The 14,179-nt window shown below is 41.0% G+C and carries 13 protein-coding genes; 1 reads left to right on the top strand and 12 read right to left on the bottom strand.

Annotated elements, in window-relative coordinates:
* Positions 1-38: 38 nt before the first annotated feature.
* From hpf to rfaD, 11 genes are all read right to left on the bottom strand, one after another.
* On the bottom strand, positions 39-587 hold the full coding sequence (gene hpf / locus Epro_RS00410; RefSeq protein WP_052569571.1) for a ribosome hibernation-promoting factor, HPF/YfiA family: 549 nt from the start codon (positions 585-587) through the stop codon (positions 39-41).
* 124 nt (positions 588-711) lie between these two features.
* Entirely contained in the window at positions 712-1,431 is a 720-nt protein-coding gene (gene lptB / locus Epro_RS00405) for an LPS export ABC transporter ATP-binding protein (protein ID WP_052569569.1), read from the bottom strand.
* Complete coding sequence (locus Epro_RS00400; protein ID WP_052569567.1) at positions 1,428-2,156, bottom strand: LptA/OstA family protein; 729 nt, start codon at positions 2,154-2,156, stop codon at positions 1,428-1,430. Before Epro_RS00400 ends, lptB begins: the two co-directional genes overlap by 4 nt.
* A complete protein-coding gene (lptC, locus tag Epro_RS00395) occupies positions 2,104-2,640 on the bottom strand; it encodes an LPS export ABC transporter periplasmic protein LptC (protein WP_052569565.1) in 537 nt (178 codons plus the stop codon). Before lptC ends, Epro_RS00400 begins: the two co-directional genes overlap by 53 nt.
* Before the next feature lie 25 nt (positions 2,641-2,665).
* Positions 2,666-3,568 carry a lysophospholipid acyltransferase family protein gene (locus tag Epro_RS00390; protein WP_052569564.1) on the bottom strand — a complete coding sequence of 301 codons (903 nt, stop codon included), beginning with the start codon at positions 3,566-3,568 and terminating at the stop codon, positions 2,666-2,668.
* A complete protein-coding gene (locus tag Epro_RS00385) occupies positions 3,565-4,104 on the bottom strand; it encodes a KdsC family phosphatase (RefSeq protein WP_052569562.1) in 540 nt (179 codons plus the stop codon). Before Epro_RS00385 ends, Epro_RS00390 begins: the two co-directional genes overlap by 4 nt.
* On the bottom strand, positions 4,104-4,340 hold the full coding sequence (locus Epro_RS00380; protein WP_052569560.1) for a hypothetical protein: 237 nt from the start codon (positions 4,338-4,340) through the stop codon (positions 4,104-4,106). The genes Epro_RS00385 and Epro_RS00380 overlap by 1 nt, the downstream gene beginning before the upstream one ends.
* On the bottom strand, positions 4,337-5,164 hold the full coding sequence (gene kdsA, locus Epro_RS00375) for a 3-deoxy-8-phosphooctulonate synthase (RefSeq protein ID WP_082121442.1): 828 nt from the start codon (positions 5,162-5,164) through the stop codon (positions 4,337-4,339). The genes Epro_RS00380 and kdsA overlap by 4 nt, the downstream gene beginning before the upstream one ends.
* Position 5,165: 1 nt before the next feature.
* Complete coding sequence (kdsB, locus tag Epro_RS00370) at positions 5,166-5,891, bottom strand: 3-deoxy-manno-octulosonate cytidylyltransferase (RefSeq protein WP_052569558.1); 726 nt, start codon at positions 5,889-5,891, stop codon at positions 5,166-5,168.
* Entirely contained in the window at positions 5,888-6,868 is a 981-nt protein-coding gene (rfaE1, locus tag Epro_RS00365; protein WP_052569556.1) for a D-glycero-beta-D-manno-heptose-7-phosphate kinase, read from the bottom strand. The genes kdsB and rfaE1 overlap by 4 nt, the downstream gene beginning before the upstream one ends.
* Before the next feature lie 89 nt (positions 6,869-6,957).
* On the bottom strand, positions 6,958-7,920 hold the full coding sequence (rfaD, locus tag Epro_RS00360; RefSeq protein WP_052569554.1) for an ADP-glyceromanno-heptose 6-epimerase: 963 nt from the start codon (positions 7,918-7,920) through the stop codon (positions 6,958-6,960).
* Between the two features lie 302 nt (positions 7,921-8,222).
* Between rfaD and typA the strand changes: the two genes are divergently transcribed.
* Entirely contained in the window at positions 8,223-10,058 is a 1,836-nt protein-coding gene (typA, locus tag Epro_RS00355; RefSeq protein WP_052569552.1) for a translational GTPase TypA, read from the top strand.
* 62 nt (positions 10,059-10,120) lie between these two features.
* On the opposite strand, the gene Epro_RS00350 is transcribed toward typA, so the two are convergent.
* Positions 10,121-14,047, bottom strand: coding sequence for an autotransporter family protein (locus tag Epro_RS00350; protein ID WP_052569550.1), 3,927 nt, complete (start codon positions 14,045-14,047; stop codon positions 10,121-10,123).
* Positions 14,048-14,179 lie beyond the last annotated feature (132 nt).

Raw genomic sequence — 14,179 nt, 5'->3', positions numbered from 1 at the left:
CGCCTCCGAAGATTTACTTAAATTTATTCTTTCCGGCTTTATATTTCAGGCTCTAACAAAACTATTGAACCGCTGTCGTTTCTGTATAAAACGTTTACGCTGTCGGTCTGCTCGTTAAGAAACATGTAAACTCTGTATCCGAGAACGTCCAAATCTTCAATAGCTTCATTTATTGTGCGGGGTTTTAAATCAAAGCGTTTTACTTCGGAAATTTTCGTTCCGGAGTCTTCCATGGAGTCGTAAGAGAAAGCGTCCAAATCCGCTTTTTTATCTTTTGCCGCTTTTAAATTTTTCTTTCTGTGAATTTTGGATATTTCTTTTTGTTTTCTGAGTTGTTTTTCAAGTTTATCAACGGAAAGATCTACCGACGCGTAAAGATCTAAAGACTGTTCCTTTACTCTAAACGCAAGTTTGCCGACGTGAAAAATTATTTCGGTAATCTGTCTGCTTTTTTCTACGGACAAAATAACGTGCGCCCAAACATCATCGCCGTCATAAAACTTTGAGGCTTTGGAAACTTTCTTTCGCACATAAGAACCGATGGCATCGGTAAGCTTCAGATGCCTTGCCGTAATGTTAATCTGCATTAATGTCTCCTTTATATAATGGTATCAAATTTGAAACTTATAATTACAAAGCTTATTGCATATATTTAACTCGCCGCGGCGTAGGAACAAAGTCCCGAAGACGGGCGGTGACCGCTTTCGGCGATCACATCTTAAAATTGTCGCCAAGATAGACTTGTCTTGCTTTCGGATTTTCTAAAAGTTCTTTCGCGTTTCCTTCAAGCAAAATTTTGCCTTCGTAAATTATGTAAGCCCTGTCTATAATTTCAAGCGTTTCGCGGACGTTATGATCCGTTATAAGAATGCCCAAACCTTGCGCTTTAAGCTTCTTTATTATTCTTTGTATGTCGTCAACGGTTATAGGGTCTATGCCCACAAACGGTTCGTCCAAAAGCAAAAATTTCGGATCGTTAACCAGCGCACGGGCTATTTCAAGTCTTCTTTTTTCTCCGCCGGATAAAGTTACGCTCATTTGGGAACTTAGTTTTGTAAGTCCGAAATCTTCAAGAAGCGAATCTACTTTTTCCTGCTGCTCTTTTTTTGACACCGGCAAAAGCTGCGCTATAGCCATAAGATTATCCCGCACGCTTAAGCCTCTGAAAATAGAAGATTCCTGCGAGAGATAGCCTATTCCGGATCTTGCGCGCATATACATAGGCCAATCCGTTATTTTATCAGAACCCAAATAAACGTTTCCGTCGTATGGTTTTATAAGTCCTACCGTCATGTAAAACGTCGTGGTTTTGCCGGCGCCGTTGGGGCCCAAAAGCCCGACGACTTCGCCTTGTTTAACACTTATGCTTATGCCGTTAACAACCATTCTGTATTTGTATTTTTTAAATAAATTTTCAGATCTTAATATCATTGTATTTTATCTTCCATTTCCATTTTCCCGCTGACGCCGCCGGTCATAATTATTTTTTTGCTGTCCGAAGAAGCGTGAAAAATCATTTTATCGGCCTCATAAAAAGCTTTTCTTCCGTCGTAATAAATATCCGCGGTCGGTCTTTTTAAACTTTCGCCGTCTTTTTCCATGGTAATTGTGTCGTCTTTTTTATTATAAACGGCTTTATCGGAAAATATCGTTCCCGAAGAAGTTATTATTTCAACGTCTTTAAAAGCGCTTAATGTTTCAAGCCCGCCGTTAAAATAAATTTCCTGCGCTTTTAAAACAACCGGCGCGCTGGAACCTGAAAGAAAATATTTTACGTTTGTTTTTGCGCCCCAAAGTTTTCCCTTTTCCGTGTTAATGTCGTATTCTGCAAAACTGCTGTAAGCTTCAAGAGGTTCTTTTGTATTTACTACGGAAACAATCTTAACTCTGCCGGACGCTTCAAGCAAAGAATTTTTTTTGTTGTAAATCATATTGTCCGAAGTTATTACGTTGTTTCCGTTTACGGCTTTAGAATTGCCTTTTGAAACCGTAACGTCGCCGCTTCTGCGCACTTCCATAGAATCGCCGGTTATTACAGTTTGCTGCGAAATCTTTTGAGCTGCCGCATTGCAAACAAAAAGAAAAAGCACGGCAAACGCTGCGCTAATTATTTTTATTGATAATGATTTTTTGTTTCTTAATAACAATTTTATCAAGCTTTGTATCCGCCTCAAAACCTTTGCCGTAAACCGTGTCGCCGTCTCTGGTGAGAGTTACGTCGGTTTTGCTGAAAACTATTTTCTTTTTTGCGTCATATCCTAAGTTAGTGGTTTGAAGATGCTCGTTGTTTACCGTATCTATGGTGCATTTTCCGTGTCCGGCAATATCATAAGTTTCAAGGTTTATATCGGCGCTTTCGGTAATTAGAGTAGATGCATATTTGCCGTCCTGATAAAACTTAACTCTCGGCAGCCTTAAAAACGCTTTTTGCGTGTCTTCGTTAATAATTGCCGATTCGGATTCAAGAACCATTTTTACTTTTCCCGCTTCCGTTTCGGTAATGGTAAATTTCTCAACAGCCTGCTCCGTCATAGGAGGCGTTTCTTCTATAATCGTTTTTTCAGATTTGCAAGACGCTAACGCAACGCATATTAAAGCCGCAAAAACAAATAATATTCTCTCGTATCTTAAAATCCGCATCGCTACACCTTTTATATTTTATCCGTTAAGTTTGTTTTGTCTTCCATCTTTCGTGAAACCATACCCACTGCTCGGGATATTTTTTTATGTAATTTTCCAAAACGTTTGTCGCTTTTTGCGTAAGAGCGGCTACGTCGTTGTTAAAATTTCCGGAAGGTTCAATTAAAACAGGTCCGGAAATAATACCTTTATGAGCATACTTGCCAACGCGACAATCAAGCCCTACAAGAACCTGCGCGCCGGTTTTTAATGCAAGCACGGCAAGCCCAGAAGGCGTCCACGCGGGCTTGCCGAAAAAATCCACAAACACTCCCGGAACGTTTGTGTCTTGATCTATAAGCATTGCTATTATCTCGCCGCCTTTTAAAGCCTTAATAAGTTTTCTGGCGGTATCAGGAGAATCTTTTAAAATAACTTTTACGTTTTTGCTTGTTCTGTAACCTACAAGCATGTTGTTTAAACCTTCTATATAAATTCTTTTAGCCACAACGTTTACGGGAACTCCGAAACCGGCCGTCATTGCGGCGATAATTTCCCAATTTCCGACGTGAGCGCTTACAAAAAGAATTCCCTTGCCTTTATCTAACGACTTTTTTATTAAATCCGCATTTTCAACGGAAGCAATTTTTTCCAAACGCTCTTTATTAAGCTTGGGGAAATTTGCAAGCTCAAAAAAATTCTTTCCCTGATTTATAAAAACTGCTTTTGCGATTTTAGAAATTTCTTTTTCCGATTTTTTAGGAAAACATTCTCTGAGATTTTTTTTAGCTATTGCCGTTGAACTGCGCGCGGCGCAATAACCTATAGCCCCAAAAAAAGGCCCTAAAACGCCTACGGAAAATTTATACGGAATAGCCAAAACAACTTTAGAAACTACAAAAGCCACATAGTAATAAATTTTCCTTCTGATTTTTTTTATTGCGCTCATTTATATTTTTCCAAAACTTTTTTCCATTCGTTTTTGGCTTTAAGAATTATTTCAACGGCTTCCCTTGCAACGCCTTCCCCGCCGTCAAAAGCAGAAACGTAATCTACATATTTTTTTACGTCGCAAGAAGCATCTTTAGGGCATATTGAAAAACCGACTTTTTTTAAAACAGGGATATCAACTATGTCGTCTCCGATGTAAGCGGTTTGAGAAGCATCGTAACCTGTTTCCGAAAGAATAGCGTTTAATGCCGATATTTTATCAGAGCTTCCCTGAACAAGATAATCTATTTTCAAATTTTCCGCTCTGTTTTTTACCTGCTCGGATTTTCTTCCGGTAATCCACGCCGTTTTTATTCTCGGAAAAACTTGGCGAAGCAAATCTGAAAAACCTAAACCGTCTTTTACGTTCCAAATTTTTACTTCTTCGCCGTTATTTAAAATTATTATTTCTCCTCCGGTAAGCACTCCGTCAACGTCGCTTGCGAGAAGTTTAATTTTTTTTGCTTTCTTTAAAATTTTTGCGCTGATTTTCATTATCTTACCGTTTGAGTTTGAGCGCCGCCGTTATTAAGCCACGGCGTAATTTCAGATGGAATATTGCGCATATAAGGCTTTAACACAATGTTTAAAGTAAAAAACAAAACTATTACAAAAGCTAAAATAATTCCCGCGACTTTTGCAAGCCATTTATAATTTGGCTTCCATACAACCGCTTCGGGTTGAGAAGTTTCATTTTGCCCTTGAGCAAAATTTTTATTTTCCTGTGTCATGCTTTTACCGCCTTATCTATTGCTTTAATATCTTTTAATATTTGTTCAAAATAATTTAAATTAACGCTGTTTGCTCCGTCGGACAACGCCTTATCCGGATTTTCGTGAACTTCAAGAAAAAGCGCGGCTATGCCGACAGCCGCGGCAGCTTTTGAAAGAGGAAGAACAAACTCTCTGTTACCGCCGCTTTTTGTTCCCGCGCCGCCCGGCAGCTGAACGCTGTGGGTTGCGTCAAAAACCACAGGGTAACCCGAGCGTTTCATTATCGCTAATCCTCTAAAATCTACGACAAGGTTGTGATAGCCGAAACTTGCGCCCCTTTCCGTTAGGGTAATTTTTTTTCCGCCGAATTTCTCGGCTTTGTCTATAACGTTAAAAATATCTTCGGGGGCAAGAAACTGCCCTTTTTTTATATTTACCGGTTTTCCGGTTTGAACGCACGCTTTAATTAAATCCGTTTGTCTTGATAAAAACGCCGGAATTTGAAGTATGTCTGCCGTTTGAGCGGCTTGTGCGGCTTGTTCTTCGGTGTGAACATCGGTGAGAATTGGAAGACTTAACTCTTTTTTTACTCTTGCAAGAATTCTAAGCCCCTCTTGAATTCCAGGACCTCTGTAAGAACACCCGCACGAGCGGTTAGCTTTGTCGTAAGAGGCTTTAAAAATAAACGGAATATTTAGCTTGGAGGTAATTTTCTTAAGTTTGGCGGCAAGCGCCATAACGTGCTTTTCGCTTTCAATAACGCAAGGCCCCGCAATAACCGCAAACGGTTTATCGTTTGATAAAATTATATTTTTTGATATTTGAATTTTTTTATTTTGCATTCTATTTCCTTAAAAGTTTTTCAACTCTTTTAACGTCAGCCGGCACATCTACGCCAATAGAATCTTGTTTTACAATAACAACTTTTATTTTTTTGCCATTGGAAAGCGCTCTTAACTGTTCAAGAGATTCCGCCTTTTCCAAAACAGACGGGCGCATTTTTGAAAAGTTTAAAAGAAAATTTCTTGTGTATCCGTAAATGCCCATGTGCTTATAATATTTAACTTTTGCGCCGTCTCTGTTGTAGGGCACCGGCAAACGCGAAAAATAAAGAGCAAATCCGAAAGAATCTAAAACTACTTTTACGGCGTTTGGATTTCTTATATCCGCAACATCCGTAATCGGAAAAGCCGCCGTTACGTATTCGGCTTTAGAATTTTTAAGTTCCGACGCAAGTTTATCCGCAAGCATATAATCTATTAACGGCTCGTCGCCCTGAACGTTCAAAAAAATATCGTAATTTTTAAGATATTTTTTTGCGACATATGCAATTCTGTCCGTGCCGCTTTTGCAGCTTTGCGGAGTCATAAACGCTTTATAGCCTAAAGACGTAACAGCGTCAAAAATTCTTTTATCGTCGGTAGCTACCGCAACCAAATCTACGTTTTTACACTTTTGCACGCGTTCAATAACGCGCTGCACAAGCGGTTTTGCTTTTACTAAAGCTAAAGGCTTTCCGGGAAATCTCGTAGAAGCGTATCTTGACGGAATTACCGCCGCGGTTTTCATTTGTAAAATTCCGTTATGGTTTTGTTTAATTCTTCCGGCGTTACGGTTGCGGTTCCTATTTTGCCTACAACTATGCCGGCCGCAAAATTTGCTACTTCAGCCGCGCTTATTAAATCTGCCTTTGCCGCAAGCGCCAATGTCATTGTGGAAATAACCGTGTCGCCTGCGCCGGTAACGTCGTAAACTTCCTTGGCTCTTGTGGGAATATTTGTAACTCTCCCGTTGCGGTCTATAAGAGTCATGCCTTTTTCGCTGCGCGTTATAAGAACCGATTCCGAATTTAAAGTTTTAAGAATTTTTCTGCCGAGATTTTCTATATCGGCATCCGTAGAGATGTTTCTTGCGCTCATGCCTTCTATAGCTTCTTTCGTATTAGGCGTAATTGTCGTAACTTTTTTATATTTTTTAAAATTTTCTATCTTAGGATCTACCGTAACGGGAATTTTATATTTTTTGGCAAGAGCAATAACTTTCGTTAAAACTTTCGGACTTACGACTCCTTTTCCGTAATCGGAAATAATAACGCCGTTAACTTTAGGCAAAAGTTGCTCTATATTTTTTATTATTTTTAATTCCGTAGAATGCGCGAAACTTCCCTTAATTTCTCTATCCACGCGCACAACCTGCTGGCTTGCCGCAATTATTCTTGTTTTAATTATAGTGGGTCTGTGGGCGTCGTAAACAACGTAATCGGAATTTATATTTTTTTCGGATAGAAGTTTAATGAGGGAGTTTCCGGTGTTGTCTTCCCCAATGGCGCTTACCACGTAAGCTTTTGCGCCCAGAGACGTTATGTTATTTGCAACGTTTCCGGCTCCGCCGAGAGTTTCCGTTTCTTTTGTAATTTCCACTACGGGCACCGGCGCTTCGGGAGAAATTCTTCCGACTTTTCCCCAGATAAATTTATCAACCATAGTGTCGCCTATTACAAGAACAGACTGTTTTTTAAACGCTTCTATCAATTTTAAAAGATTCATTAAAACTCCGCGAAATAGAGGTTTGGATAGCTTGGCAGTTTTGAAGTTTAGCAGCTGCCTGACCTCTTATCTTCCTAACTTCCTGTCTTCTATAAATAGCTTTTATTTTTCAAATAACCGCAATAATCTTTAACGGAATCTTCGAGCTCCGTAAAAGGTTTTGCGTATCCCGCATTTTTGAGATTGTCCATTTTTGCTTCGGTAAAATACTGATATTTTGGTTTTAAAAATTCCGGCATTTCAACGTATTCTATTTTTTCTTTTTTCCCTGCCGCGGCAAACATGGATTTTGCAATATCGTTCCACGTTCTTGATTTTCCGGCGCCCAAATTAAAAATTCCGGTTTTTGAAGGGTTTGTAAGCAGAAAATACATAGCTTCAACAACGTCTTTTACGTAAACAAAATCTCTTCTTTGGTCGCCGTCGGCATATTCTTTTTTATAAGATTTAAAAAGTTTTATAATGCCTTTTGAAGCCACGTCGTCGTAGTTTTTGCAGACGACGCTTCTCATATCGCCTTTGTGATATTCGTTGGGTCCAAAAACGTTAAAAAATTTTATGCCGGCGGTTTTATTAATATAATTATTATTTAACAGCCACATATCAAACATATGTTTTGAAAAACCATACATGTTAAGAGGAACTAAATTATTAAGTTTTGATATGTCGTCATCATAACCGAAAGCGCCGTCGCCGTATGTAGCGGCAGACGAAGCGTAGATGAAAGGAATGCCCAGCTCAAAAGCCCACAGAGCTAAAACTTTAGAGTATTCGTAATTGTTTTTTATATAGTAGTTAGCGTCGGTGAGAGTAGTGGAGCTGCATGCTCCCAAGTGAATTATAGCCTCGGGTTTTGGAACCTGTCTGCAAACAACGGCGTTAAAAAAATCTTCCTTCTGCATGTAATCGTAATATTTTTTTCCTACAAGATTCTTCCACTTTTCGGTTTCATTGAGGTGGTCAACAACAAGCACATCTTTAATACCGACACTGTTTAATTTCCATAAAAAACAGCTGCCTATAAAGCCAGCGCCGCCTGTTAAAATTATCATGTAAAACTCCTTGTATTTTCAGATATATATTGTATAAAAGCGTATCTTAAATGTCAATGTTGCGCGCTTTGAGCGCAAATAGAGGATGAGTTGATAAGCAGATGTGCGGCAAATACTAACTTAAAAGCTAATAAATTTCGGTATTTTTGCCGTTGCGGCATTGCTTACATCCAAGCGCCTATTATTCGTGTGCAAAGCGCGCATTGTTTGTAAAAAAACACAATATATATTATAATAAGCGAACTCTAAAAAAAGGATAAGAAAATACGACCCCTTATTCGGGTCGGTTTTTTAATGGATTTATGAAAAGAAACGACGTCAGAAACATTGCAATTATCGCCCACGTTGACCACGGCAAAACAACCGTTGTTGACTCTCTGTTAAAATTTTCAGGTCAGTTTAAAGTAAAAAGCGACGCCGCGCAGGATATGGTTTTAGATTCAAATCCTCTTGAAAGAGAAAGAGGCATTACCATTCTTGCAAAATGCACTTCCGTAGATTACAAAGGAAACACTATAAATATAGTTGACACTCCCGGACACGCCGACTTCGGAAGCGAAGTTGAACGCGTGCTTAAAATGGTTGACGGCGCAGTGCTTATGGTGGACGCGGTTGAAGGTCCTATGCCGCAGACAAGATTTGTTTTGAGAAAAGCTTTGTCTTTGGGGCTTCGCCCGATAGTTATAATAAACAAAATGGACAAACCTTTTGCCTCTCCAAGCAAAGTTGTTGACGACGTTTTTGATTTATTTATGAAACTCGGCGCTACCGACGAGCAGCTTGATTTCCCTATTCTTTACGCTTCCGGCCGCGACGGCTGGGCAAGCAAAGTTATGGAAGAAAAAGGAACGGATATTGAACCTGTTTTTGAAACCATAATGACTCACGTTCCGCCGCCGTTTGCAAATGCCGAAAAACCGCTTCAAATGCAGATAACAATGCTTGATTACAGCAATTTTTTAGGCGCTATAGGAATAGGCAGAATTTTAAACGGAAGCGTCCGAAAAGGTCAGCCGGTTGCGCTTGTAAACGTAAAAAATGTCGCAAACCCTAAAATTACAAAAGCCGTAAGAATAGATAAATTCGCAGGACTTGCAAAACGCGAAGTTCAGGAAGGCAAAGCCGGCGACATTGTGGCAATATCAGGTCTTGAAGGCGTAGAAGTAGGCGACACGGTTTGCGGAATTTACGACGTAGCGCCGCTTGATCCTCTTTCCATAGACGAGCCAACCGTTTCAATTGACTTTCTTGTAAACGATTCCCCTTTTGCCGGACGCGAAGGAAAATTCTTAACAAGCCGCCATCTTAAAGAGAGGCTTGAAAAAGAAGCGCAGACAAACGTAGGGCTGAAAGTTACTCCTCTTGACGGCGAAGGACGTTTCAAAGTTTCAGGAAGAGGCGAATTGCATTTAACCATTTTAATAGAAACCATGAGACGCGAAGGTTTTGAGCTTGCCGTATCTTCTCCCGAAGTAATTTACAAAGAAAAAAACGGAAAACTTTGCGAACCTATGGAATACCTTACCCTTGATATAGACTCAGAGTATCAGGGAGTTATTTTTGAACTTGTCGGCAAGCGCGCGGCGAAACTTGAAAACATGGTAAGCGAAGGCGAAAACAGAATAAGGCTTGAATACATAATTCCCGCAAGAGCTTTAATAGGTTTTAAAAACGAGTTTCTTACAAACACGCGCGGCGAAGGAATTATGCATCACAGTTTCTTTGATTACCTTCCAAAAACAAATCTTTCCGATTTAAGAACAAACGGAGTTTTTATTGCAAAAGAACACGGCAAAACAACCGCCTACGCTTTAGACAACTTACAAACAAGCGGACAGCTTTTTGTAGGGTCAGGGCTTGAAGTTTACGCGGGGATGATTGTAGGGCAAAACTCAAGAGAAAAAGATATGGTAGTAAACCCCTGCAAACAGAAAAAACTTACAAACATGAGAAGCAAAAGCGCCGACGACGCGGCAGTTCTTACCCCTGCGAGAATTATGAATCTTGAACAAGCGGTAGAATATATAGCTCCCGACGAGCTTGTAGAAGTTACGCCCACTTCCATACGTTTGAGAAAAAAGGCTTTAGACCACTTAGTAAGAAAACGTTCTTCTAAAAATGAAAGCGACGAAGAATAGAAAATAAAAAAAGAGCCGGCTTCTTAAAAGAAGCCGGCTCTTTTTTTATTTATATTTTATTGTTAAATTTTCTTTTTTACGGCTCTCTTGGCTGAAGCTTTTTTTGCGGGAGCTTTTTTAGCCGCCGGCTTTACGGTTTTTGCAGCCGCTTTTGCCGGAGATACTTTAGTTTTGACCGCCGATTTCTTTTTTACCGCAGCTTGTTGTACCGCCGCTTTTTTTGCGGGAGCTTTTTTTACCGCCGCTACAGCCGCCTTTTTAGGCGCAGCTTTTTTAACCGCAGTTGCGGCTTTCTTATTGTTAGCTGCAGCTTTAGATTTCACCGCAGTTGTTTTAGCTTTTTTTGCAGCAGGCTTTACAGCCGCAGCTTTCTTTGGAGCCGCAGCCGGTTTAACTACAGCCGGAGTTTTTGCGACAGGTTCTTCCACAACAACAGGCGCCGGCGCCGAAACTTCAGCAGCAGCAATAAAAGCCGCAGGCTGCGCTTGAGTTACAGCAACCGCATTATCAGGAATTATAGACGGACGCACCGACGGAACTTCTTCAGCCGCAGCTTCAGGAACATCCTCGGCAACAGGCTGCGCAACCGGCGCATCCGTTACAGGAACCGCATTTGGCGGCAAAATATTTTGAAGCTGATTCCGGTCGGCGGCAAGTTTATCCGCATCCGAAGAAACAGCGTCTAAAGCGCTCTCTATAGAAACTTGAGGAACGTCTTCAGGCGCAGCAGTATCGGCATTCAAATCCGTAATCTGTTCTGCGGCGCTAACGTCTTGAGGCGTAGTTTCAGGAACTTGCAGCTGCGGATTTTTAGGAGCATAATTTTGCGCATCCACAGGCGGCTGATAAGCAACTTCGCTTGTTTCAAGCGGTTCGTTTGAGGTTAAAGGCATAGATTTTTCCGCAGGTTTTGCGTCTGCGCTGCCCGCTTTTTCAATAACAGGCGCAGAGTCTCCAAAAGCAATTCTTATGCCTGCGTTTGCGTATAAATCTTCAAATTTATCCGCACCGGAATAATAATTTCCGTTTGCGAATAGTCTAAAGTATTGAGAAAACGCAAGCGACACGCCAACGCCCGCGCCGTAACTAAATTTGTTTTCCGTATATCCGCGCGTTTTAAACGATAAAGATTTTGCGCCGTCAAATGCGCTTTCTATTTCGCTGATATCGCCGGAGGTTAAATATTTTCCTTCTCCTTGAACATAGAAACTAAAATTTTTATTGTCAAGAATAAAACCTATTCCGCCGCGAGCTGCGCTTCTGAAATAGTTTCCGCCTTTAACATTTAAATTTAAACTTCCCGCGCCGCTTTCTTTAAAATCTTCATAGCTTGAATTTTTAGCTTCAAATCCCGCATAAGGTCTTATTTTAAAATTGCCGATTAACGGAATTTTAGCGGCAGCTTCAACGTTTCCGCCGTAGTTTAGCCCGTTGAATTTTGCCGTTGCGGTTCTGTTTACAAACGGAATATATCTTGATGTGTCATAGTTGTCAAAACCGCCTTCAGCCAAAACTTTAATGTCCACATATTCGCTTATCCAGCCTACGTAAATTCCTGCGCCGGCATTCATTGCCGCGGCAGAATTTTGCGGATCTTGCTTTATATCGCTGTTTTTATATTTTCCGAAAAGTCCGAAAACAACGTTTGTATTATAATCAAATTTGTCATAACCTATCATTGCGCCGGAAGAGTTGCTGCGGAATTCATTTATTGAATTCTCATCGCCTTTGCGGGAAACGTTGCCGCCTATTGCCTGCGCCCATATTCCGGACACAAGAGATGAAGTTGCGCGACCGTTCATTTTATCGTATATGTCTTTGTGCGAAGATTCTATAGCGGCGTTTCTTAAAACGTTTGCAAGAAAATATCCCGCGCTCTGACCTAAAGCGTCTTTCTGCAAGGCGGTATTGCTTAAAAGCTGAACTTCCAAAATTACATCTAACAAATCTCCAGAAGCTGTTTGCGCAACATTGTCAAAAATTTTCGCCGTTTCGCTTTGGTTAAAAGTAAGCCCCGTTATAGCGCTAAAATTGCTCTGCGTATCTCCGTTTAATATAAGCGTGATAAAACTGTCGTAACCGGTTCCGTATAATATTTGATAATCCGACGGCAGCAGCGCCACTCCGAGGATATTTACGCTGTTAAACTGTCCCGCAAGAGAACCGTAACTGAAAAGTTTGTATATTCTTTTTTGCGGCGTATAATTTTGAATGGTTACATTTAAAACGCTGTTTGCCGCGTCTAAAACAAGAGCGCCGGAAGAGTTTAAAGAATCGTTTACCGTATCAAAAGTTTCTAAATCCACTCTTCCCGCATTGTTGATATAAGCCGCGTTTATTGAATTTGTCGCGCCGTCAAGCATGTCTATAAAAGAACCCGGATTAATCGTAAGCATTCCCGCGCCGAGAGCTGCTCCGTTTTTAAAATTAAGATTTCCGGATAATTCAACATCCGCTTTATTTGAAAGCGAGTTTGCGTAAAGGTTAAAATATCCCGCGCCGGAAATATAAATTTTTGAACCGGTTACGCCTGCGCCGGAAGCTATGTTATCATACATCTCCACGCTTGCGCCCGAATCCGTTATAAAATAAACTTTTGAATAATCGCCTATATACATTCCGTTACCCGACGAGCCTGCGGCGTTTCCGCTAAAAACCGTAGAAGAACTTAAGCCTTGAACGGAAGTTCTAAACGTTGCCGTGGCAACGCTTGCGGCGGTACCCGCTATATAAACGGCTCCGCCCAAACCGCTCTGCGCCGTGTTATTTATAAAACTTACATTTTGAAATTCTACATTTGAAGAAAGCGCGTAAACAGCGCCGCCGTTAAGGGAAGCTCTGTTTCCTTCAAAAAGAGCGGCGCCCGTAGAAAAAAGGACTGAAGATTTATAGTTTGCAAATATTGCGCCGCCGTTAAAATTTGAAGCGTTGTAAGAAAAAGAAGAATATGCGGAATTAAAATTTACGGTAGATCTGAAAAGGTAAAATGCTCCGCCGGGGTTATATGTTGCGTGGTTTGAAGAAAACGCAACGGAGTCGCCGTTGAAGTTTACAACGGAAATATCGGCGCGCACGGCTCCGCCGGACTGAGCATTGTTATCTTGAAACAGCGCATCGCCGTTAAAATCTATTACCGACCCGTCGGCATATACCGCGCCGCCTATGGACGTGGCCGTATTGCCGTTAAAAATTACGTCGCCGAAAGAAACATAAGAACCGCTGCCGGGCAAATCTCCGTCTATAACGGCTATAGCCCCGCCTCTGTCGGCAAGGTTTGAACTAAATTCCGCGTAAGAAAAAATAGCGGTAGATTCAAAAACCGCCACAGCTCCGCCGTAACCGTCTCCGGAAGCGGAAGTAGAAACGTTGTTTTCATAAATTGAACTTCCGTTAAATGTAACGTAACTGTCAAAAGTTACAAGCAGCGCGCCGGCATCTACAGCCGCCGTGTTGCCGTAAAAATAAGAGTTTCCCGTAAACAAAACATCGCTTGCAACCACTGCAAAAGCTCCGCCCGAAGCGCCCGCGGAATTTGAACTGAAAACTATATTGCCGTCTAATTGGGAGTTTGATAAGGCTATACTAACGGCTCCGCCGGTTAAAACGTTGCCGTTATTGCTAAAAGAGGTGTTTGAAGAATTGAAAGTGCCGAACGTTACCGAAACCGCTCCTGAACTTACAAAATTTTTAAGCGCGGTATTATTGAATGAAAAACTTCCCATAGACATAGGGTCGCCGTAAAAGCCGCCGTAAGCGCCGGCACCGTCAAAAGAGTATAAAGACTGACCGTCAACCGACATTGAAAGGGAAAACCCCGGAGCGCCAAGCCAATCTGCAAACGATATGTTTGACGTTAAACTTATATCTTGAGAGCCGCCGGACTGGTAAAGTTGCTGCAAGTAGGTAAAGCTTGAAACACTCACCGTTTGAGAGTAAGCATTTACGGCAAAAACACACATAACCGTAAGATAGAAGAGTATTTTTTTCATTTTATTAGCGTTACACCTTATATATATGTATTAACGGCGTAAGTATAACATATATCTTATTTTCCCGCTATCTTTTTATAATTTAAATAAAAAAAGAGCCGGCGAAAATATTATTTTTCGCCGGCTCTTTTA

This window comes from Endomicrobium proavitum (assembly GCF_001027545.1).
Classification (GTDB): domain Bacteria; phylum Elusimicrobiota; class Endomicrobiia; order Endomicrobiales; family Endomicrobiaceae; genus Endomicrobium; species Endomicrobium proavitum.
Note: the sequence above shows the minus strand (reverse complement) of the source record. Positions and strands in the feature narration are given on the sequence as shown.

Coding starts and splice junctions, on each gene's coding strand:
- kdsB (WP_052569558.1), bottom strand. CDS start 5,891: ATGAAAACCGCGGCGGTAATTCCGTCAAGATACGCTTCTACGAGATTT.
- lptC (WP_052569565.1), bottom strand. CDS start 2,640: ATGCGGATTTTAAGATACGAGAGAATATTATTTGTTTTTGCGGCTTTA.
- rfaD (WP_052569554.1), bottom strand. CDS start 7,920: ATGATAATTTTAACAGGCGGCGCTGGCTTTATAGGCAGCTGTTTTTTA.
- Epro_RS00390 (WP_052569564.1), bottom strand. CDS start 3,568: ATGAGCGCAATAAAAAAAATCAGAAGGAAAATTTATTACTATGTGGCT.
- rfaE1 (WP_052569556.1), bottom strand. CDS start 6,868: ATGAATCTTTTAAAATTGATAGAAGCGTTTAAAAAACAGTCTGTTCTT.
- typA (WP_052569552.1), top strand. CDS start 8,223: ATGAAAAGAAACGACGTCAGAAACATTGCAATTATCGCCCACGTTGAC.
- Epro_RS00380 (WP_052569560.1), bottom strand. CDS start 4,340: ATGACACAGGAAAATAAAAATTTTGCTCAAGGGCAAAATGAAACTTCT.
- hpf (WP_052569571.1), bottom strand. CDS start 587: ATGCAGATTAACATTACGGCAAGGCATCTGAAGCTTACCGATGCCATC.
- Epro_RS00385 (WP_052569562.1), bottom strand. CDS start 4,104: ATGAAAATCAGCGCAAAAATTTTAAAGAAAGCAAAAAAAATTAAACTT.
- Epro_RS00350 (WP_052569550.1), bottom strand. CDS start 14,047: ATGAAAAAAATACTCTTCTATCTTACGGTTATGTGTGTTTTTGCCGTA.
- kdsA (WP_082121442.1), bottom strand. CDS start 5,164: ATGCAAAATAAAAAAATTCAAATATCAAAAAATATAATTTTATCAAAC.
- lptB (WP_052569569.1), bottom strand. CDS start 1,431: ATGATATTAAGATCTGAAAATTTATTTAAAAAATACAAATACAGAATG.